Origin of the sequence: Curtobacterium sp. MCJR17_055 (assembly GCF_003224335.1) — a bacterium.
Classification (GTDB): Bacteria; Actinomycetota; Actinomycetes; order Actinomycetales; family Microbacteriaceae; genus Curtobacterium.
In genome coordinates this window covers 179,243-200,393 of sequence record NZ_QKLF01000005.1, presented here as the reverse complement: position 1 = coordinate 200,393, position 21,151 = coordinate 179,243, and the positions used below count along the sequence as shown (strand labels likewise).

The following is a 21,151-nucleotide window of genomic DNA, read 5'->3' as shown; positions in this document are numbered from 1 at the left end:
TGGAGAACGCTACCGGCGGCAGCCGACGTGGGAGAATGGGCGAGGTATGACGATCACACAAGCAGCAGCACCCCTGCGCATCGGCCCGATCCAGGTCGATGCGCCCGTCGTGCTCGCCCCGATGGCCGGCATCACGAACATGGCGTACCGCCGCCTCTGCCGCGAGTACGGCGCCGGGCTGTACGTGTGCGAGATGATCACCTCCCGTGCCCTGGTGGAGCGGACGCCCGAGTCGATGCGGCTGATCCGGCACCACGAGTCCGAGACCCCGCGGTCGATCCAGCTGTACGGCGTCGAACCGAACACCGTCGCCGAGGCCGCCACGATCCTGGTCGGCGAGGACCGCGCGGACCACATCGACCTCAACTTCGGGTGCCCGGTGCCGAAGGTCACGCGCAAGGGCGGCGGTGCGGCCCTGCCCTGGAAGCTCGACCTGTTCCGGGACCTCGTGACGAAGACCGTCGCGGCCGCGGGCGACGTGCCGGTCACCGTGAAGATGCGCAAGGGCATCGACGGTGACCACCTCACCTACCTCGACGCGGCGAAGATCGCGCGGGACGCCGGTGTCGCGAGCGTCGCCCTGCACGCTCGTACCGCCAACGAGCACTACTCGGGCCAGGCCGATTGGTCGGCGATCGCGACCCTCAAGGAGACGATCACCGACATCCCGGTGCTCGGCAACGGGGACATCTGGTCCGCGGCCGACGCCCTCCGGATGGTCGACGAAACCGGTTGCGACGGCGTCGTCGTCGGACGCGGCTGCCTCGGCCGACCGTGGCTGTTCGGCGACCTCGCCGCGGCGTTCCGGGGCGAGGACGTCCGCGCGGCACCGAGCCTCGGTGACGTCGCGGTCGCCTTCCGTCGGCACGCCGAGCTGCTCGTCGAGTTCTTCGAGTCCGAGGAGCACGGCTGCCGGGACATCCGGAAGCACGTGGCGTGGTACTTCAAGGGGTACCCGATCGGCGGAGAGGTCCGTTCCGGTCTCGCGATGGCGTCGAGCCTGCAGGAGATCGACGACCTGCTCGGCAAGCTCGACTGGAGCGCCCCCTACCCGGGCGCCGACGTCGAGGGTCCGCGGGGCCGTGCCGGCCACGCCAAGCGCACCGCACTGCCCGACCGGTGGCTCGAGAGCCGTGATGTGGACGCGGAGTTCCGCAAGGTCCTCGCCGCCGCCGAGATGCACCACAGCGGCGGATGAGCGCCACCTCGTCGTACGGTCCGGCCGACGCCGACCGGTGGTTCCCCGAGCAGCACAGCAGCCGGCGGAGCGACTTCGCGCGTGACCGCGCCCGCCTGCTGCACTCCAGCGCGCTGCGCCGCCTCGCCGCGAAGACGCAGGTCCTCAGCCCGACCACCGGGCTCGACTTCGCCCGGAACCGCCTGACGCACTCGCTCGAGGTGGCGCAGGTCGGGCGCGAGCTCGCCGACAGCCTGGGCCTCGACCCGGACGTCGTCGACACGGCGTGCCTCGCGCACGACATCGGGCACCCGCCGTTCGGCCACAACGGCGAGACCGCGGTCAACGCCTGGGCCGCCGGCATCGGCGGGTTCGAGGGCAACGCGCAGACGCTGCGGTTGCTCACGCGGCTCGAGCCGAAGGTCTACGGCGACGACGGCCGGGCCTACGGGCTCAACCTGACCCGGGCCTCCCTCGACGCCAGCTGCAAGTACCCCTGGCCGGCGTCGCAGGGCGTCGGCGAGGCGTCGTCGGGACGGACCAAGTTCGGCTTCTACGACGACGACCACGAGGCCTTCGCCTGGCTCCGCGCCGGCGCACCGCGACGACAGCGGTGCATCGAGGCCCAGGTGATGGACCTGTCCGACGACATCGCGTACTCGGTGCACGACTTCGAGGACGCCGTCGTCGCGGGCTTCATCGACGTCGCTGCGCTCGGCGACCGCGTCGGTGAGAACGACATCGTCACCGCCATGCACGCCTGGGTCGGCGACGACCTGAGCCGCGACGAACTGCTCGAGGCGTTCGACCGCCTGCGCGGGATGTCGCTGTGGATGACCTCGTACGACGGCTCGCGGCAGGACCAGGCACGCCTGAAGAACCTGACGAGTCAGCTCATCGGCCGCTTCGCCCGGACCGCGACCACGGCGACTCGGGAGTCCTACGCCTCCGGCTCGCTCGTCCGGTTCGCCGCGAGCGTCGTCACGCCGCCGGAGATCATCGGCGAGATCGCGGTGCTCAAGGGCATCGTCGCGGCCTTCGTGATGACGCACGGCGACCGGCAGCCCGTGTACGAGGACCAGCGGCGCGTGTTGACCGAACTGCTCGACGCGATCGCCGCGCGAGAGGACTCCGCACTCGAGCCCGGGTTCGCCGCCGACTGGCGGGCCGCCGGGGACGACGCCGGACGGCTCCGGACCGTGGTGGACCAGGTGGCGAGCCTCACCGACCAGGGGGCGCTCGCCTGGCACAAGCGGCTGGTGGTCGGGGAGCGCGAGACGGTCTCCATCGCCGTCTGACCGGAGCGGGTCCGTTGCCCGCGCGGACCGGTGTCCCGACGCGGGTGCACACGGTCCGCCGGCGTCGGCCCGCCGAACTAGAATCGTCGGGTGGCAGGCCTGATCGCGCGGAACGACATCGACGAGGTCCGCGCGCGCGTGAACATCGCCGACGTGGTCGGCGACTACGTCACGCTGAAGTCGGCGGGCGTCGGGTCACTGAAGGGCCTCTGCCCCTTCCACGACGAGCGGACGCCCTCGTTCCACGTCCGCCCGCAGGTCGGTCGCTACCACTGCTTCGGGTGCGGTGAGGACGGCGACGTCTTCAGCTTCCTGATGTCGCAGGACCACACGACGTTCCAGGAAGCCGTCGAGCGGATGGCCGCCAAGATCGGTTTCACACTCCACTACGAGGAGGGCGACGGGCCGCGGACCGACTACAACGCGCGCGCCCGGCTCATCGCCGCGAACGAGGCCGCGCAGGCGTTCTTCACCGCGCAGCTCACGACGGCCGCGGCCGAGCCGGCCCGCCGGTTCCTGGGCGAGCGCGGCTTCGACCCGGCGGCGGCGCAGCACTTCGGCGTCGGCTTCGCACCGAAGTCGTTCGACGCGCTCAAGGACCACCTGCGCGGCCTCCGGTTCAGCATCGACGAGATCGTCGCCGCCGGACTGGTCAGCCAGGGTGACCGGTCCCCGTACGACCGGTTCCGCGGACGCCTGATGTGGCCGATCCGGGACGTCACCGGGGCCACCATCGGCTTCGGCGCACGACGGCTGCTCGAGGACGACAAGGGGCCGAAGTACCTCAACACGCCGGAGACGCCGATCTACCACAAGAGCCAGGTGCTCTACGGGATCGACCTCGCCCGCAAGGAGATCGCGAAGGGCAAGCAGGTCGTCATCGTCGAGGGCTACACGGACGTCATGGCGTGCCACCTCGCCGGGATCACGACCGCGGTGGCCACCTGCGGGACGTCGTTCGGGGTCGACCACATCAAGGTCCTCCGACCGATGCTCGGCGACTCCGCCGCACAGCACGTCTCCCAGCTCGGGCAGATCGTCTTCACCTTCGACCCGGACGAGGCCGGGCAGCGCGCCGCCTCCCGTGCCTTCACCGAGGAGCAGCGGTTCGCGTCACAGACCTACGTCGCGGTCGCGCCGGGCGGGCTCGACCCCTGCGACCTGCGCCTGGCCCGCGGCGACGACGCCGTCCGCCGGCTCGTCGAGAACCGTCGACCGATGTTCGAGTTCATGATCCGCCGTCGGCTGGACGGCCACGACCTCGACACGGTGGAGGGGCGCGTCGCGGGACTCCGTGAATCGGCGCCGGTCATCTCCGAGATCCGGGACCGCGCGCTGGCCGACGGGTACATCCGGAACACCGCCGGCTGGCTCGGTATGGACATCGACGACGTCCGTCGCGCCGTCTCTGCGGCGCGGCGACGCCCGGCCGACAGCGGCGCGGAGACCCGGTCGCCAGGTCCGTCCGGCGCCGGTCACACCGGCTCGGGGAACGGCCACCCCGGTCACGGCGCCGGACCGAGCGTGCCCGAGGAGCCGCAGGCGAGCCTCCGGTCCCTGCCGGACGACCCGATCGCGCGGATGGAGCGCGACGCGGTGATGGCGATGGTGCAGCAGCCGCAGTCCGTCGGTGTGCCGCTGCTCGGCCTGGCGGCGTCCGCCACGTTCTCGGCACGGATGCTCTCGGTCGTCCGCGACGCTGTCGTCGCCAACATCGATGCCGTGGGGGACCGGTCCTGGCTCGACAAGCTGCTCGCGGACGTGCCGGCGCCGTTCCGCTCGCTCGTGCAGGAACTCGCCCTGGCGCCGATCCCGGCGCGCTCTGACGAGGACCTGGCGATCTACTGCCGCGGCATCGTGGTGGCCCTGGTCGAGCGCGACCTGCTCGCCCGCAAGGCGTCGCTGCTCGGACAGCTGCAGCGCACCGACCCGTCCGACCAGGAGCGTCGGGCGGATGTGCAGCGGCAACTCGTCGACCTCGACGCCCAGCGGATGCGCCTCCGCGCGGACACCCCCGGAGCCTGAGGCCGGGCCCTCCCGACCGGTCGTCGCGGTCCGTCGCCAGGTCCTGACTCCCGCGGAGTACTGCGGAATTGCCGGACGCAACAAGGCGTCCCGAGCGCAACGAAGATGCGCGCCGCGCCGGGCACACCGACTCCGATGCTGCCCTCGAAGCTGCGATCGTGCGTTACAGCGGTGTAAACAATCCGTTCCCGGAGCGCTCCGTTGTCTGGCAGGGTGTGACCATTGAACGTCCCTGCGACCGGTCACAGCCCGTTCCACCTCGGTCCCAGGACTCCTGCAACCACACCAGAGAGGCAATCGGACATGGCATCCGTTCCCACATGGGGCAAGCGCACCCTCGCGCTGGGCGCCGGCGCGGCAGTGACCGCGCTCGTGCTCACCGGCTGCGCAGGCGGCACCAGCGGCGGCACCGGCGACCTGGACGGCCTGATCATCGGCACGACCGACAAGATCACGTCGCTCGACCCGGCCGGCTCGTACGACAACGGCTCGTTCGCCGTGCAGAACCAGGTCTTCCCGTTCCTCATGAACACCCCGACGGGCAGCCCGGACGTCGAGCCGGACATCGCCACGAAGGCCGAGTTCACCGACCCGACCACGTACGAGGTGACCCTGAAGAAGGGCCTCCAGTTCGCGAACGGCAACGACCTCACCTCGAGCGACGTCAAGTTCTCGTTCGAGCGTGACCTGAAGATCAAGAACGACAACGGCCCGTGGTCGCTGCTCGCGAACCTCAAGAGCATCGAGACCCCGGACGACACCACGGTCGTGTTCCACCTCGACCACGCCGACCAGACCTGGCCCCAGGTGCTCTCGAGCCCCGCCGGTCCGATCGTCGACGAGGACGTCTTCTCGGCGACCGAGCTCACCAGCGCCGAGGACATCGTCAAGGGCAAGGCCTTCGCCGGCCAGTACACGATCACCTCCTACAAGGAGAACGACCTCATCGCCTACAAGGCGAACCCGAAGTACGACGGTGTCCTCGACAAGGCGAAGACCAAGGACGTCACCGCCCAGTACTTCACCAAGGAGACCGACCTCAAGCTCGCCGTCCAGCAGGGCGACGTCGACGTGGCGTACCGCTCTCTGACCCCGACCGACATCTCGTCGCTCCGCAAGGACGACGCGCTGCAGGTGATCGACGGCCCCGGCGGCGAGATCCGCTACGTGGTCTTCAACTTCAAGACCCAGCCCTTCGGGACCGGCCAGGACGACGCCGACGAGGCCAAGGCCCTCGCCGTGCGTCAGGCCGTGGCGGACGTCGTCGACCGTGACGAGCTCGCCAAGGAGGTCTACAACGACACCTACACGCCGGTCTACTCGATGGTGCCGGACGGCCTGACGGGTGCCGCGACGCCGTTCAAGTCGCTCTACGGCGACGGCAACGGTGCCCCGGACGTCGACAAGGCGAAGAAGACCCTCGCCGACGCGGGCGTCACGGGCAAGGTCGAGCTCGACATCCAGTACTCGCCGGACCACTACGGCTCGGCTTCGGACGACGAGTACGCGACGCTCAAGACGCAGCTCGAGGACTCGGGTCTGTTCACCGTCAACATCCAGTCGACGGTCTACACGACCTACGCCGTCGAGCGCACGAAGGACGCCTACCCGCTGTACCAGCTCGGCTGGTTCCCGGACTTCTCCGACGCCGACAACTACCTGTCGCCGTTCTTCACGAAGGACAACTTCGTGCAGAACCACTACGACGACCCGACCATCCAGGGTCTGATCGCCGACGAGCAGGAGGAGTCGGACGCGGACAAGCGCGCCGCGATCATCGAGAAGGCCCAGCAGCGTGAGGCCGAGCAGATCTCGACCCTCCCGCTCCTGCAGGGCAAGTCGGTCGCCGTGGCCGGCAAGGACGTCAAGGGCGTCACGCTCGACGCGTCGTTCAAGTTCCGCTACGGGACCATCACCAAGTAACCAGACGGACGACCGGGGGTGCTCCCACGAGGGGCACCCCCGGTCGCGTCATGCGAAAGGCACCCACCCCGTGACCCTCACGAACCCCGAGGCGATCGACACGGAGCCGACGAAGCCACAGGCACAGCGACGTGCCAGTGGCGGCGGCGGACTCGGTCGGTACGTCCTCGTCCGCTTCCTCCTGATCTTCCCGACGGTCTTCATCCTGGTGACGCTCGTCTTCTTCCTGATGCGCGTCGTCGGGAACCCGATCACCGCCTCCGTCGGTGGTCGCCTCACGCCGACCCAGCTGCAGGAACGCCTGCACGCCGCCGGCTACGACCGACCGGTGATCGTCCAGTACCTCGAGTACCTCGGCCAGATCGTCCGCGGCGACTTCGGCACGACGTCGACCGACAACCGGCCGGTCACCGAGATCATCCTGCAGTACGGCGGCGCGACCGCCGAGCTCGTCTTCTACGCGCTCATCGTCGCCCTCGTGCTCGGCATCCCGCTCGGCATGCTCGCCGCCTACCTGCGCGACAAGTGGCCCGACGTGCTCCTCCGCGCGCTCGCGATCCTGACCTACGCGACGCCGGTGTTCTTCGGCGGCCTGCTGCTCAAGCTCGTGTTCTCCGTGTGGCTCGGCTGGCTGCCCCTCGGCGACCGCGCGTCTACCCGCGCGCAGCTCATCCTCGACCGGATCGAGAACCCGACCGGCATCTACATCATCGACGCCCTGCGGACGGGCAACGGTCAGATCATCAGCGACGTGCTGCAGCACGCCGTCCTGCCGGCGCTGACCCTCGGCCTGCTCACCGCGGGCATCTTCCTGCGCCTGGTACGCGCGAACATGATCGGGTCGCTCGGGTCCGAGTACGTCGACGCGGCCCGGTCGCGCGGTGTCCGGGAGTCCCGCCTGGTCCGGACGCACGCGTTCCGACCGGCACTCGTGCCGATCATCACCGTGATGGGCCTGCAGATCGCCATGCTGCTCGGCGGCTCGGTGCTCACCGAGACGACCTTCGGCTGGCGTGGCCTGGGCTTCGAGCTCAACCAGTACCTGTCCGCCCGTGACTTCGTCGCCGTGCAGGGCATCGTCGCGATGCTGGCGGTGATCGTCGCCGTCACGAACTTCGTCGTCGACGTCATCGCGGCGCTCATCGACCCGAGAGTGAGGTTCTGACGATGTCCGACATCACCCTCGTCGACCGCCACGAGCCGCTGTGGAAGCGGCTCCCCGTCGTCGTCCAGCTCCGTCGGAGCACCGGATGGCAGCGCGCCATGCTCATCGTCGGCGTCGTCATCTGCGCGCTGTTCCTGCTCGTCGCGCTCTTCGCCCCGCTCATCGCCCCGTACGGCTTCGGCCAGCAGCAGGGCGCGGACGGCGTGAACTTCCCGCGCACGGCGGCGCCGAGTGCCGAGCACATCTGGGGCACGACCGTCGGCGGGCTCGACGTCTTCAGCCGCGTCCTCTTCGGCACGCGCACCGCGGTGCTCGTCGTCATCGTCGCCGTGATCGTCTCGATCACCATCGGCGTCCTGCTCGGCATGGTCTCCGGTTACATCGGTGGCTGGCTCGACCGGATCCTCGTGGTCGTCGCGGACGCGATCTACGCGTTCCCGTCGCTGCTGCTCGCGATCGTCGTCTCGATCGTCGTCTCCGGCGGCCGGTCGACCTACTGGGGCGGCATCATCGCCGCGGCGATCTCGATCACGGTCGTCTACATCCCGCAGTACTTCCGCGTGGTGCGTGCCGAGGCCGTCCGTCTGAAGAACGACGCGTTCGTCGAGTCGGCGCGCGTGATCGGCACGAACCCGTGGCGCATCATGACCCGGCACGTGCTCCGGAACTCCACCCGGTCGCTGCCGCTCATCCTCACCCTCAACGCGAGCGACGCCGTGCTGACCCTGGCCGGCCTCGGCTTCCTCGGGTTCGGCATCGGACCGACGCAGGGTGCGGAGTGGGGCTACGACCTCAGCCGTGCACTGTCCGACGTCGCCAGCGGCGTCTGGTGGACGGGCGTCTTCCCGGGTGTCGCCATCGTGCTGCTCGTCCTCGGTGTCACGTTCATCGGTGAGAGCCTCAACGACATCTCCGACCCGCGTCTCCGTGCGCGTCGTCGGCTGAAGCAGCTGGTCTCCACGCGTCGCGCGGCGGCCACGACGGAAGGAGCGGGCTCGTGAGCGACGTCCCCTCGGGCCTCCGGTCCGACACCGGCCGGACGGCAGCCGACCCGGTGGTCGTCGTCGACGACCTGACCGTCACCTTCGCGACCGACGGCGGCGCCGTCGACGCGGTGAAGGGCGTCAGCCTCGACGTCCGCCCGGGTGAGGTGCTCGCCCTGGTCGGCGAGTCGGGCTCCGGCAAGTCCGTGACGGCGCGGAGCATGCTCCGGCTCATGCCGGAGACCGCGACGCTCGGCGGCGCGGTGCTGCTCGACGGCACCGACGTCGTGTCGGTGGGCGCGCAGAAGCTCCGCGACCTGCGGGGCACGGCCGGCGCGATGGTGTTCCAGGAGCCCTCCACGGCCCTCAACCCGGTCTTCACGGTCGGCTGGCAGATCGCCGAGGGCCTCCGGGCGCACGGCGGGATGTCGAAGAAGGAGGCGCGCGCCAAGGCGATCGACTACCTCGGCCGCGTCGGCATCCCCGACCCGGAGACCCGCGTCGACCACTACCCGCACCAGTTCTCCGGCGGACAGAAGCAGCGCGTCGTCATCGCGAGCGCGCTGGCCCTCGAGCCGAGCGTCATCATCGCCGACGAGCCGACCACCGCGCTCGACGTCACCGTGCAGGCCGAGATCCTCGACCTGCTCCGCCGGTGCCGTGACGAGTTCGGTGCGGCGATCGTCGTCATCACGCACAACATGGGGGTCGTGGCCGACCTGGCCGACCGGGTCGCCGTCATGTACCAGGGCGAGATCGTCGAGGAGGCGCCGGTGCACCAGCTCTTCGCGGCGCCCCAGGCCGACTACACGAAGCGCCTGCTCGCCGCGGTGCCCCGGCTCGAGGCGTCGACCGGCGTCGCCCGGCGTGCGGCGATCACCGAGGACGTGGAGCCCGTCGTGTCCGCGAAGGGCCTGGAGATCGTCTACCCGGGCCGGCTCGGCGCCGCGCCGTTCCGTGCCGTCAAGGGCGTCGACCTGTCGATCCGTCCCGGCGAGGTGCTCGGTCTGGTGGGGGAGTCCGGATCGGGCAAGACCACCATCGGCCGCGCGATCGCCGGTCTGACGAAGATCACCGGCGGCTCGCTCGAGGTGCTCGGGACCGAGATGCTCGGGTACAAGGAGCGCGACTTCAAGCGGCTGCGGAAGGACATCGGGTTCGTCTTCCAGGACCCGGCGACGTCCTTCAACCCGCTGCTGACGATCGCCGAGGCCGTCGCCGAGCCGCTCGTCGTGCACGGAGTGGCCTCGTCGCCGCGCGCGGCCCGCAAGCAGGTCGACGAGCTCATGGAGGCCGTGCAGCTGCCCGCGGCGTACGGCGACCGGTACCCGCACGAGCTCTCCGGCGGACAGCGGCAGCGTGCGTCGCTCGCCCGGTCGCTCGCGCTCCGGCCGAAGCTGCTCATCGCCGACGAGCCCACCAGTGCGCTCGACGTGTCGGTGCAGGCCCGCGTGCTGGAACTGTTCCTCGAGTTGCAGCAGGACTTCGGCTTCGCGTCGCTGTTCATCAGCCACGACCTCGCCGTCGTCGGCGCGCTGTCCGACCGGATCGCGGTGCTGTACCGCGGCGACCTGGTCGAGACCGGCACCACCGCGCAGGTCCTCGGCGCGCCGCAGCACCCCTACACGCAGCGGCTGCTGGCCTCGCTGCCGGTGCCGGACCCGGAGGAGCAGGCCGAGCGACGGCGTACGCTGGAGCGACTGGAGCAGGCCGGAGCCTGACCGCTCGGTCAGGACCGACGGCAGCACGACCAGCCTGGAGGCCCGGCCCCCGTCCGCGACGCACGTCGCGTCGGCGGTGCGGCCGGGCCTCCCGACACGGTGCCGCAGCAGGGTGCGCGCGGCACGAGAAGGGGTTGCATGACCGGGGAGAACGGGCCGGCCGTCGTCGCGGACGACGTCAGCATCGAGTACCGGGGCGGTGCGGTCACCAGCCCGATCCGCGCCGTCGATGGCGTGAGCCTGTCACTCGGCTGGGGTGAGGTGCTCGCGGTCCTCGGTGCGTCCGGTTCCGGCAAGTCGACCTTCGCGGCGGCGGTCGCGGGTCAGCTCGGCACGAACGGCGAGGGCGAGGGTGCGCACCGGCGTCGGGTCATCGGCGGGGAGCTCACCGTCCTCGGCGAGCGGATGCGCCGGATCCGGCCGTCCTCGCGACGCCACGCACGGCTGACCGGACAGATCGGCTACCTGCCGCAGGACGGCGCCGACCGCCTCCGCCCCGACCTGCTCGTCGGCGAGGCCATCGCCGAACCGATCTACGCGCGCGACCGCCGGTTCGACCGGAAGGAGGCCGGGCTCATCGTGGCGCGGCTCGTCGACGCCGTGCACCTGCCGCTCGGGGTCCTGCGGTTGAACACGTGGGAGCTCTCCAGCGGCCAGCGGCAGCGCGTGGCGCTGGCCCGTGCGCTCGTGCTCGAACCGCAGCTGCTCGTCGCCGACGAACCCGCGCGCGGTGTCGACGTCCTCGTCCGCCAGTCCGTGCTCGAGGCCCTGGTCGGCCTGCAGCGGAAGCGCGCGTTCTCGGCGATCGTGGTGTCGAGCGACCTGCGCGAGGCCCGGGCACTCGCGGACCGGGTGGCCGTCATGAACGAGGGCCGGCTCGTCGGGCTCGGGACCTTCGACGAGGTGCTCGACAACCCGCTCGACCCGTACGTCCGGACGCTCGCCGCGACGGCGTCGCGCCCGGTGAAGCGCAAGCCGGTCGCGGCCGGCCGAGGAGGGGTACGACAAGCATGAGCGAACAGCACCAGCAACGCGGACACCGGGCGGTCGTCACCGACGGCGGGCGTCCCCTGCCGGTCGGGCCGCCCACCCCGGGTGCCGTGACGGTCCTGCCGACGCCCACCGATCTGCACGAGGACGCCGTGCGGCAGGCGGGCGGGACGCTCGCCGACCTCGGCGGTGACACGCGGGGCATCGTCTGGCTCGACGCGAGCGACCCCGACGGCCTGCAGCAGGCGCTGACGACCGCCCCGGGGGTGACGTGGGTGCAGCTGCCGTTCGCCGGCGTGGACGCGTTCGCCCACCTCATCGCGGAGCACGGCGACCGCGTGCTCTTCACCTCGGCCAAGGGCGCCTACGCCGAGCCGGTCGCCGAGCACGCCCTCGCGTTGACGCTCGCGACCCTGCGGGTGCTGCAGAAGCGCGCCCGCACGACGACCTGGGGCCGCGAACCGGAGGGCCTGTCGCTCTACGGCCGGCACGTCGTCCTCATCGGCGCCGGAGGGATCGCGCTCGAGTACCTGCGCCTCGTCGCGCCCTTCGACGTCCGGGTCACCGTCGTCCGCCGTTCCGCCGACGACGTCCCCGGCGCCGACCGCACCGTCACGACCGACCAGCTCGACGACGTGCTGCCGGACGCCGACGTCGTCGTGGTCGCCGCCGCGATGACGGCGGGGACGTCCGGCCTGCTCGGCGCGCACCAGTTCGCGCTCATGCCCGACCACGCCCGACTGGTGAACATCGCCCGTGGCGGGCTGGTCGACACCGACGCACTCGTGGACGCCCTGCGGTCCGGGAGCATCGCCGCCGCCGGACTCGACGTCACCGACCCGGAGCCGCTGCCCGACGGGCACCCGCTGTGGAGCGAGCCGGGCGCCCTCGTCACGCCGCACCAGGCGGACACCCCGGACATGGTCGCGCCGCTGCTGGCGGAGCGGGTCGGCACCAACGTGGCGGCGTTCCTCCGCGCCGACGGCACCGGCTTCATCGGCGTGGTCGACCCGGCCGCGGGGTACTGACGATCCGCCCCAGACCAGGGCTTCCCGTGCGGCACGCCCGGGATGCGCGACCGATGCGCGGGACGCTGGACGTTTGCTGCTATGCTGTTACCCGCTGTTCAACCGCTCTCCAGCGGAGGACACAGTGATCCTCGATAGCTCAATTGGCAGAGCAGCCGGCTGTTAACCGGCAGGTTGTTGGTTCGAGTCCAACTCGGGGAGCGACAGGCCCTCACCCTCCGGGGTGGGGGCCTCTTGCGTTCCGGCCCGGCTCGCCCGTCCTGGCCCGACTCGTGTGCCGCACGGCGCGGGCCTGCGGTTCCCGGGCGCCGTGGTGCGCATCCTCAGCCGATCGTCCGCCCGATGCTGTTAACGTCCACAGGTGCCCCGTCGTCCCCGCCGCTCCGCGACCACCGTCGCCGTGCTGGCGCTCGGGCTCGCCGTGACGGCGCTCACCGGGTGCTCCTCGGCCGACGACCTGACAGACCGCGCGGTCGCGGAGGAACCGACGTCGTCCGCGAGTTCCGCGACGTCCGGCCCGAGCGGGTCGGCACCGATCGTGTTCGCCTTCACCTGCGCCGTCGGCGACGGACCGGAGACCGAGACCTACACGACCGCCGCGGCCGTCTGGGAGGACGGCAGGACCTCGTGCACGGCGGCACCGATCACGGGCACCGAGCCGTCGGAGCAGCAGCGGTCCGCCCTGGCCGCCACGGAGGGCGACGCGACGCTCGAACAGCTCGCGGCAGCGTGCGCCGTCAGCGGGACGGCGCCGTGGACGGGTGCCGTGACGAGCCGGTCGCAGGCGCACCTGGCGGCCGGGCTCGAGCGCTACTGCCCGGGGCACCCCGAGATCGGCCGGCTCCGGGACGCCCTGGACACGTACCGGGGCTGACGCCCGGCTGCCGGACGCGGTGTGCCGGTGGAGCGTTCAGCCCTCGGGGTGGTCCCGACCCGGCAGCCACGACTTCCCCGGACCGCCCCAGCTGTTCTTCCGCACGGCCTTCTGCGCCTGCTTCGCGTACGGGTGCACCAGCCGGTCCGCGTACAGCAGGCCGTCCAGGTGGTCGTACTCGTGTTGGAACACCCGGGCGAGCCACCCGTGCGCCTCGATCTCGAAGGGTTCGCCGTACTCGTCGACCGCGCGGAGGAGGGCGCCCTCCGACCGGCGCAGCGGGAAGCGCTCCCCGGGGATCGACAGGCACCCCTCGGACTCCTCGTCCTCGTCGAGCTCCTCCACCGACTCCGGCAGCGGGGGAGTCGTCCACAGCACCGGGTTGACCGCGACACCCCGCCACAGCACGCCGTCGTCGTCCGTCCACGAGTAGACGAACAGCCGCTTGCCGACACCGACCTGAGGACCGGCGAGGCCGACACCGGGAGCGAGGTCCATCGTCTCGACCATGTCGGCCACGAGTGCGCGGAGGGCATCGTCGAAGACGGTCACCTCGGTCGCGGGGGTGTGCAGGACGGGGTCACCGGTGATCCGGATCGGCAGGACGGGCATGCTCCCAGGGTATCCGCGCGGGTCGGATAGCCTCGACCCGTGACACCGGACCTGCCGATCCCCGACGTGGTGCAGAACCTGACCCCGTTCCAGGCCCTGATGATCCCCGTGGCACTGGTCGGTGCGGTGTTCCTGTCGCTCGGTGCGCAGTTCCAGAGCCGCGGCGTCCAGCGCGTCGAGGCCCGGCTGGGGCAGCAGTCGAAGGGCCTGTCCGTCCGACACGTCCTGGCCCTGCTCGGCAGCGGCAACTGGGTGCTCGGCACGCTCATGCTCGGTGCCGCCATCGTGCTGCAGCTCGTCAGCATCACCTACGCGCCGCTCATCGTCGTCCAGCCCCTCGGTGCGGTCGCCCTGGTGGTGACGACGTGGTTCTCGTCCCGCAGCAGCGGCGTCCCGCTCGGCACCCGGGCACGTCGGGCGGTGTGGACGTGCATCGGCGGCGTCGGCCTGTTCGTGCTCATCGCCGCGCTGTACGGCCGGGAGAGCCCGATCGGGCGCGGGCAGCTCATCACCGTCCTCGTGGTCCTGGCGGTCGTGCTGGGGCTCGTCGTGGTGTCGTTCCGGCTCGTGGCCAAGCGGCGGAACGCGCTGTACTACATCATCGGCGCCGGGGTCCTGTACGGCTTCGTCGCGACGCTCGCCAAGGTCACGCTGAACCGCATCGTGAACGGCACGTTCGACTGGGTGACGGTGTTCGCGATCGTGGGGGTCGTCGTCGCCTCGGCTGTCGGAGCGTACTTCGTGCAGAACGCGTACTCCAGCGGTTCGGCCGACCTGGTCATCGCCGGCCTCACGGTCGTCGACCCCATCGTCGCCGTCGGCATCGGCGTGATCGTCCTCGACGAGGCCGCCGGGGCGCCGGTCGGCGCCGGCATCGGCTTCCTCGTCGCCGGGGCGATCGCGATCACGGGCGTGTTCCTGCTCGCGAAGCACCACCCCGACACCCGCCGCTGACGGGCGGACGGGAGGCGTGCCTCCCGTCCGGCGCGACCCCGGGGGATGACCCGGGTCAGCCGCGCGGCGGAGGCGGGCGGCCAGAGGGGTGCGGTAGCGTTCCGAACCGACCAGACCGGCCGTCCGTCAGGACGCGCGCCGGTGACCGCGACGAGAGGACGACCCCCGCCGTGTCAGCAGACGCCAGGACCGAGACGACCGACACCACGGCCGCCACCGGGGGGCGACGGCCGCTGCGGGTGCTCATCGCCGCCGACACCTTCGCGCCCGACGTGAACGGTGCGGCGACCTTCACCGAGGAACTCGCGGTCGGGCTCGCGCAGCGCGGGCACGAGGTGCACGTCATCGCCCCGTCCTGGAACCGGACGCACCACGGCTCCTTCGACGAGGAGTACCGCGGCGTCACGCTGACCGTCCACCGGCTGGCCTCGTACCGCTGGCCGGCACACGCCTGGTACCGGTTCGCGTGGCCGTGGACGGTCCGCAAGCACACGGCCCCGGTCATCGACGCACTGCAGCCCGACGTCGTGCACATCCAGTCCCACATCGTGGTCGGCCGCGGCGTCGCCCGCGAGGCACACGACCGGGGCATCCGGATCATCGGCACGAACCACTTCATGCCCGAGAACCTGCTCGAGTACACGCCCTTCGGCAAGCGGACGACGCCCATCGCGCTCAAGATCGCCTGGCGGGACGCGGCGAAGACCTACCGGCTCGCCGAGGCGATCACGACGCCCACCGAGCTCGCCGCCGACTACCTGCGCGACGCGATCGCCGGGCAGCCGGTGCTCGCCATCTCGTGCGGGATCGACGCCACCCGGTACACGCCGGCGACCGGACGGCCCGCCGGCAACGACATCGTGTTCGTCGGCCGGGTCGCGCCCGAGAAGAACCTCGACGTCGTCATCCGTGCGCTGCCGCTCCTGCCCGCCGCGCTCGACGCCCGTTTCACGATCGTCGGCGACGGCGACATGATCCCGAAGCTCACCGCGCTCGCGCAGGAGCTCGGTGTCGAGGACCGGGTGCGCTTCCTCGGGTTCGTCCCCGACGAGGTCAAGCTCCGCACCCTGACCGAGGGCACCGTGTTCGTGATGCCGTCGACGGCCGAGCTGCAGAGCATCTCCTCGCTCGAGGCGATGGCCTCCGGGCTGCCCGTCGTCGCGGCGCACGCGATGGCGCTCCCGCACCTCGTCGACGGCAATGGCGCCCTGTTCGCGCCGGGCGACGAGCACGACCTCGCCGCGAAGCTCGCCGCGGTGCTCACCGCGCCCGACGACGAGTACGCCCGCATGCGCGCACGCAGCCTGACGATGATCGAGGCACACGACATCAACCGCACCCTCTCCACGTTCGAGGCGCTGTATCGTGGGGAGCCGGTGGCCGCTGGCCCCGAGGGGCGGTAGCCAAGCTGGTCAAGGCAGTCGGCTCATAACCGAACGATTCGCGGGTTCAAGTCCCGCCCGCCCTACGTGCACCTGCCGTCCAAGAAGCGCCCTCCCGAAGACACGAGTCACGCGCCCACCCCGAACGTGATGTTCGAGGTGAGCCGGGCCGGCACCGGTGTGCGCGTCAACGCCTTCCGCATCGGGTTCATGGGGGCGATCGGTGTGCTCGTCGCACTGTTGGCCGGCACGCTCATCCACGAGCTGAGCACCGTCCTCGTCTACATCGGCGTCGCGCTGTTCATCGCGCTCGGCCTCGACCCACTCGTGACCCTGCTCGAGCGGTACATCCCGCGGTGGTCGGCGATCCTCGTCGTCGTCGTCGCGGTGCTCGGCGCGTTCGTCGGGGTCGTCTTCGCGATCGTGCCGCTGCTGGTGGAACAGGCCACGAACCTCGTCCAGAACTTCCCCGAGATCGTGGACGACATCTCACGACAGGGCTGGGTGCAGGACCTCTCGCGACAGTTCGAGGGGTCGTTCGACGTCGACCACGCACTGGAGTCCGCGCAGAAGTTCGTCGAGAACCCCGGCAACCTGCTCTCCCTCGGCGGCGGGATCCTCGCCGTCGGCAGTGGCATCCTCTCCGGCCTGACCGGTGCCCTCATCGTCATCATCCTGATGCTGTACTTCCTGGCGTCGATGCGCGGCCTGAAGACGATGGCGTACCGGTTCGTGCCGGCGTCCCGTCGGGAGAACTTCGTCGCGGTGAGCGAGGAGGTCACGTCGTCGGTGGGCCGCTACGTCGTCGGCCAGATCACCCAGGCCGGCATCAACGGTGTGCTGAGCATCATCTGGTTGCTCATCATCGGAGCGCCCCTGCCCGTGCTGCTGGCGACGTTCGCGTTCCTCGGGTCGCTCATCCCGCTCGTCGGCACGATCGGCGCCGCGGTGCTCATCTCGTTGCTCTGCCTGTTCGCCTCGCCGGCGACGGCACTGGCTGCGGCGATCTACTACCTCGTGTACATGCAGGTCGAGGCGTACATCATCTCGCCGCGCATCATGTCGCGGGCCGTGCAGGTCCCCGGGGCCCTCGTGGTCATCGCCGCGGTCGCCGGAGCGACGGTGGGCGGGGTGCTCGGCGCGCTCGTGGCCGTGCCGGCAGCAGCGTCGGTGATCATCATCGTGCAGAAGGTCATCTACCCGCGTCAGGAACTGGCGTAGGGGATCGGGCTCCACGGTCTTCGTCCGGGTGCTTGCCGTTCCCGGTCGGCAGCTGGCATGATGAGCTTGTCCTGCGGGACATCACAATCGCATACCGATGGTCCCGAACGGGTCCTCCGCAGTCCAGGTCGATGGGGAAGTCGCACCTGACGATCGGAGGAATCGTGACTGGGACAACGTCAGGAGTGCTCTACGTGCACTCCTCACCACGCGCGCTCTGCCCGCACGTCGAATGGGCGGCAGGTCGCGCGATGAACCGCGCCGTGAACTTCTCGTGGCTCGACCAGCCCGCGCTCGACGGCTCACGTCGCACCGAGTTCACCTGGTCCGGCCCCGTCGGGTCCGGCGCGGCGATCGCCTCCGCCCTGCGCGGTTGGGAGCACCTGCGGTTCGAGGTCACCGAGGACGCCACCGCTCATTCCGACGGCGGCCGGTGGATGCACACGCCGGACCTCGGCGTCTTCTACGCGCAGACCGACGTCACCGGCAACATGGTCGTCCCCGAGGACCGGGTCCGCTACGCCATGGAGGTCGCCGGCAGCAACGCCCTCGACCTGCACCGCGAACTGCGACTCGCGCTCGGTCAGGCATGGGACGACGAGCTCGAGCCCTTCCGGCACGCGGCCGAGGGCAACCCGGTCGTCTGGCTCCACCGCGTGGGGTAGTCCCGGGCCTGCTTCCTCCGATCGACGGCGTCGCCTCTGCCGAGGCGGCGCCGTCGTCTGCGTCGTGGGGCCGGGGTCCGACGCGCGCGGGCTCCTGCGCCGCGGTTCCGGAATCCGCCCATCTCGCGCGCCGAGAGCGGCACATCGTGGAACCACGACGGACGTGAGCGGCACGTCGTGCGACCGCGGGCGAGCGCGGGCGACCTCGGGCAGCGGGGGGCCGACGGGCAGCCGGGAGGCGCGGCTCGCCCGGAGGCAGACGTCCAGGTTCCGGGATGTGCGGACCTCGCGCGTCGAGAGCCGCACATCGTGGGACCGCGGCGGACGTGAGCGGCACGTCGTGCGACCGCGGAGGGGTCCCGGGAGCGCGCCGACCGGCGGCGCACGCAGGACGACGGAGGCCCGCCCCGCGACGCGGGACGGGCCTCCAGGCCGACGGCGGATCAGACCGAACGGAACGCGACCACGGCGTTGTGCCCACCGAAGCCGAACGAGTTGCTCACCGCGAGCAGGTCGCCCGCCGGCAGCTCCCGCGGAGCGGTCGCGACGTCCATCACGATCTCCGGGTCCTGCTCGGTGAGGTTGATCGTCGGCGGTGCGAGACGGTTCTCGAGCGCGAGGACGGTGAAGACCGCCTCGATCGCGCCGGCACCGCCGAGCAGGTGCCCGGTCGACGCTTTCGTGGCGGACACGACGACCTGGTCGAGGTGGTCACCGAAGACCCGACGCATCGCGTGGTACTCGGCCACGTCGCCGACCGGGGTCGACGTCGCGTGCGCGTTGACGTGCGCGACGTCCGAACGGCTGGCGTCCGCGTGCTCGAGCGCCATGATGACCGCACGGGCGGCGGCGGAGCCCTCGGGGTCCGGAGCGGTGATGTGGAAGGCGTCGGACGTGATGCCGGAACCGGCGACCTCGGCGTAGATGTGCGCGCCGCGGGCCTCGGCGTGCTCCTTCGTCTCGAGGATGAGCGCGGCGGCGCCGTCGGCGAGCACGAAGCCGTCACGGGTGACGTCGTACGGACGGGACGCGGTCGCGGGGGAGTCGTTCCGACGCGAGAGCGCCTGCATCGCGGCGAACGCCGCGAGCGGCAGCGGGTGCAGCGCGGCCTCGGCACCACCGGCGATGACGATGTCGGCGTCACCGAAGGCGACGTGGCGATATGCCTCGGCCAGGGACTCCGTGGAGGAGGCGCAGGCGGAGAGGTAGGTGCGGGCGCCACCACGGGCGCCGAACTCCATCTCGATGGCGGCGGCCGGCCCGTTCGCCATGAGCATCGGGACGGTCATGGGCAGGACGCGTCGGGGACCGCGCTCCCGCAGGGTGTCCCATGCGTCGAGCAGCGTGTTGACGCCGCCGATGCCGGTCGCCCAGTCGACGATGAGCCGCTCCGGCACGACGGACTCGGCGTCGATGCCGGCGTCGGCCCAGGCTTCACGAGCCGCGATGAGCGACAGCTGCGAGGACGGGTCAAGTCGCTTCGCCTCCGGGCGGGTGAGCTGGTCGGTGACGAAGCGGCGCGCCTGACCGGCGAACTCCACGGGGAGCTCGAGCTCGGCGTAGCGCGTGTCCTCGATGCGGGTGATGCCGGACTCGCCGGCGAGCAGGGCCGCCCAGGATTCCTTGGCGGTCGCAGCGAGGGGACTGATCGCACCGATCCCGGTGACGACGACGGTTCTCTTGGTCATGGACGACGGTTCTTTCTGCGAGGGACAAGACGAGCGCCGCGGGCCACGACTCGAGGGTCAGCGGCCCGCGGCGCTCAGGAAGCTCGTTTCAGGCCTGGGCCTTGACGATGAAGTCGACGGCGTCGCCGACGGTCTTGAGGTTCTTGACCTCTTCGTCGGGGATCTTGACGTCGAACTTCTCTTCGGCGTTCACGACGATGGTCATCATCGAGATGGAGTCGATGTCCAGGTCGTCGGTGAACGACTTGTCAGCGGCGACGGTGTCGGTGGCGATACCGGTCTCGTCGTTGATCAGCTCGGCCAGGCCGGCGAGGACTTCTTCGTTGGACAGGGCCATGAGTGTTCTCCTTGAGGGGGGTGTCGTTTGACCGTGGGACAGCCTAGGGCACGGGCACTGCCCGCGCCCGGAGGCGCGAGGGGACTAGGGGAGGACGACCACCTGCGCGCCGAACACGAGTCCGGCGCCGAAGCCGATCTGCAGGGCGAGACCGCCCGACAGTTCCGGGTGCTCGGAGAGCAGGCGGTGCGTGGCGAGCGGGATGCTCGCGGCCGAGGTGTTGCCCGTCGTGGTGATGTCACGGGCGATGGCGACGGTGTCCGGGATCCCGAGCTGCTTGGCGAACTCGTCGATGATCCGGATGTTCGCCTGGTGCGGCACGAACGCCGCGAGCTGGTCGGCGCGGACACCGGCGGCCTCGAGCGCCTGGCGTGCGACCTTGACCATCTCCCAGACGGCCCAGCGGAACACGGTCTGCCCGGCCTGGCGCATCGTCGGGCGGGGGGCTCCCGCCGCCCACTCGTTGTAGGTCGCGGTCATGCCGATCGCGTCCCACTTCGAGCCGTCGGAGCCCCAGATGCTCGGCCCGATGCCGGCGGTGTCGCTCGGACCGACGACGGCCGCGCCCGCCCCGTCCCCGAGGAGGAACGAGATGGAGCGGTCGGTCGGGTCGACGACGTCGCTGAGCTTCTCGGCGCCGATGACGAGCACGTGGTCGGCGATGCCGGACTTGATGAACGAGTCCGCCTGCGCGATCCCGTACGCGTATCCGGCACACGCGGCGCTGATGTCGTACGCGGCGGCCGGTGCAGCACCGATCCGCTCGGCGAGCAGGGACGCCATCGACGGCGTCGCCACGGTGTGGGTGACGGTCGCGACGAGGACGACACCGATCTGGTCGGGGGTGAGCCCGGCCTTCTCGATCGCCTCGCGCGCGGCGGCCTCGGCGAGGTCGACGGCCTCGACGTCACGCCCGGCGCGCATGCGGGTCACGATGCCGGTGCGCTGGCGGATCCACTCGTCGGAGGAGTCGATCGGACCGACGAGGTCGTCGTTCGGGACGACGTTCTCGCCGCGCGCGGCGCCGAAGGCGAGGATCCGCGTGAACTCGTGGCCGCGTCGCTGGGAGAGGACCGGTCGGTCGCCGGCCTGGAGGCTCGGAGTCACG

18 protein-coding genes and 2 tRNA genes are annotated in these 21,151 nt (G+C 71.0%); 16 read left to right on the top strand and 4 right to left on the bottom strand.

Annotated features, from left to right (window positions below; genetic code table 11):
• Nucleotides 1-46: 46 nt before the first annotated feature.
• From dusB to DEJ16_RS12795, 11 genes are all read left to right on the top strand, one after another.
• Nucleotides 47-1,198, top strand: a complete 1,152-nt coding sequence (gene dusB / locus DEJ16_RS12850; protein ID WP_110825328.1) for a tRNA dihydrouridine synthase DusB — start codon at nucleotides 47-49, stop codon at nucleotides 1,196-1,198.
• A complete protein-coding gene (locus DEJ16_RS12845) occupies nucleotides 1,195-2,475 on the top strand; it encodes a deoxyguanosinetriphosphate triphosphohydrolase (protein ID WP_110825329.1) in 1,281 nt (426 codons plus the stop codon). The genes dusB and DEJ16_RS12845 overlap by 4 nt, the downstream gene beginning before the upstream one ends.
• Before the next feature lie 90 nt (nucleotides 2,476-2,565).
• Nucleotides 2,566-4,500 carry a DNA primase gene (gene dnaG, locus DEJ16_RS12835; RefSeq protein WP_110825330.1) on the top strand — a complete coding sequence of 645 codons (1,935 nt, stop codon included), beginning with the start codon at nucleotides 2,566-2,568 and terminating at the stop codon, nucleotides 4,498-4,500.
• A gap of 303 nt (nucleotides 4,501-4,803) precedes the next feature.
• Nucleotides 4,804-6,423 carry an ABC transporter substrate-binding protein gene (locus DEJ16_RS12830; protein ID WP_110825331.1) on the top strand — a complete coding sequence of 540 codons (1,620 nt, stop codon included), beginning with the start codon at nucleotides 4,804-4,806 and terminating at the stop codon, nucleotides 6,421-6,423.
• Nucleotides 6,424-6,493: 70 nt separating this feature from the next.
• Nucleotides 6,494-7,588, top strand: a complete 1,095-nt coding sequence (locus tag DEJ16_RS12825) for an ABC transporter permease (RefSeq protein ID WP_110825332.1) — start codon at nucleotides 6,494-6,496, stop codon at nucleotides 7,586-7,588.
• A gap of 2 nt (nucleotides 7,589-7,590) precedes the next feature.
• Entirely contained in the window at nucleotides 7,591-8,589 is a 999-nt protein-coding gene (locus tag DEJ16_RS12820) for an ABC transporter permease (RefSeq protein WP_110825333.1), read from the top strand.
• Entirely contained in the window at nucleotides 8,586-10,292 is a 1,707-nt protein-coding gene (locus DEJ16_RS16065; RefSeq protein ID WP_375232121.1) for an ABC transporter ATP-binding protein, read from the top strand. The genes DEJ16_RS12820 and DEJ16_RS16065 overlap by 4 nt, the downstream gene beginning before the upstream one ends.
• A 138-nt stretch (nucleotides 10,293-10,430) precedes the next feature.
• A complete protein-coding gene (locus tag DEJ16_RS12810; RefSeq protein ID WP_110825334.1) occupies nucleotides 10,431-11,306 on the top strand; it encodes an ATP-binding cassette domain-containing protein in 876 nt (291 codons plus the stop codon).
• Entirely contained in the window at nucleotides 11,303-12,310 is a 1,008-nt protein-coding gene (locus DEJ16_RS12805; RefSeq protein WP_110825335.1) for a D-isomer specific 2-hydroxyacid dehydrogenase family protein, read from the top strand. The genes DEJ16_RS12810 and DEJ16_RS12805 overlap by 4 nt, the downstream gene beginning before the upstream one ends.
• A 128-nt stretch (nucleotides 12,311-12,438) precedes the next feature.
• Nucleotides 12,439-12,511: transfer RNA gene (locus tag DEJ16_RS12800), tRNA-Asn, on the top strand.
• A gap of 160 nt (nucleotides 12,512-12,671) precedes the next feature.
• The gene (locus tag DEJ16_RS12795) at nucleotides 12,672-13,184 is read left to right on the top strand and encodes a hypothetical protein (protein ID WP_110825336.1); all 513 of its coding nucleotides are present in this window, start codon (nucleotides 12,672-12,674) and stop codon (nucleotides 13,182-13,184) included.
• Between the two features lie 36 nt (nucleotides 13,185-13,220).
• On the opposite strand, the gene def is transcribed toward DEJ16_RS12795, so the two are convergent.
• Nucleotides 13,221-13,796, bottom strand: coding sequence for a peptide deformylase (def, locus tag DEJ16_RS12790; protein ID WP_110825337.1), 576 nt, complete (start codon nucleotides 13,794-13,796; stop codon nucleotides 13,221-13,223).
• A gap of 39 nt (nucleotides 13,797-13,835) precedes the next feature.
• Between def and DEJ16_RS12785 the strand changes: the two genes are divergently transcribed.
• The 5 genes from DEJ16_RS12785 (at nucleotide 13,836) to DEJ16_RS12765 (ending at nucleotide 18,018) form a co-directional block, all read left to right on the top strand.
• Nucleotides 13,836-14,750, top strand: coding sequence for a multidrug DMT transporter permease (locus tag DEJ16_RS12785; RefSeq protein ID WP_181419591.1), 915 nt, complete (start codon nucleotides 13,836-13,838; stop codon nucleotides 14,748-14,750).
• A gap of 170 nt (nucleotides 14,751-14,920) precedes the next feature.
• A complete protein-coding gene (locus DEJ16_RS12780) occupies nucleotides 14,921-16,153 on the top strand; it encodes a glycosyltransferase (protein WP_258365972.1) in 1,233 nt (410 codons plus the stop codon).
• Nucleotides 16,144-16,218: transfer RNA gene (locus DEJ16_RS12775), tRNA-Ile, on the top strand. Before DEJ16_RS12780 ends, DEJ16_RS12775 begins: the two co-directional genes overlap by 10 nt.
• Nucleotides 16,219-16,282: 64 nt before the next feature.
• The gene (locus tag DEJ16_RS12770; RefSeq protein WP_258365971.1) at nucleotides 16,283-17,353 is read left to right on the top strand and encodes an AI-2E family transporter; all 1,071 of its coding nucleotides are present in this window, start codon (nucleotides 16,283-16,285) and stop codon (nucleotides 17,351-17,353) included.
• A 131-nt stretch (nucleotides 17,354-17,484) separates the two neighbouring features.
• Entirely contained in the window at nucleotides 17,485-18,018 is a 534-nt protein-coding gene (locus DEJ16_RS12765; protein ID WP_110825338.1) for a DUF3145 domain-containing protein, read from the top strand.
• A 443-nt stretch (nucleotides 18,019-18,461) separates the two neighbouring features.
• Here DEJ16_RS12765 and DEJ16_RS12760 read toward each other — a convergent pair whose 3' ends face one another.
• The 3 genes from DEJ16_RS12760 to DEJ16_RS12750 all read right to left on the bottom strand — a co-directional run bounded on the left by DEJ16_RS12760 (nucleotide 18,462) and on the right by DEJ16_RS12750 (nucleotide 21,150).
• Complete coding sequence (locus DEJ16_RS12760) at nucleotides 18,462-19,706, bottom strand: beta-ketoacyl synthase (RefSeq protein ID WP_110825339.1); 1,245 nt, start codon at nucleotides 19,704-19,706, stop codon at nucleotides 18,462-18,464.
• A gap of 88 nt (nucleotides 19,707-19,794) precedes the next feature.
• Nucleotides 19,795-20,043 carry an acyl carrier protein gene (locus tag DEJ16_RS12755; protein WP_058741348.1) on the bottom strand — a complete coding sequence of 83 codons (249 nt, stop codon included), beginning with the start codon at nucleotides 20,041-20,043 and terminating at the stop codon, nucleotides 19,795-19,797.
• Between the two features lie 84 nt (nucleotides 20,044-20,127).
• The gene (locus DEJ16_RS12750) at nucleotides 20,128-21,150 is read right to left on the bottom strand and encodes a beta-ketoacyl-ACP synthase III (protein ID WP_375232123.1); all 1,023 of its coding nucleotides are present in this window, start codon (nucleotides 21,148-21,150) and stop codon (nucleotides 20,128-20,130) included.
• Nucleotide 21,151: the final 1 nt, after the last annotated feature.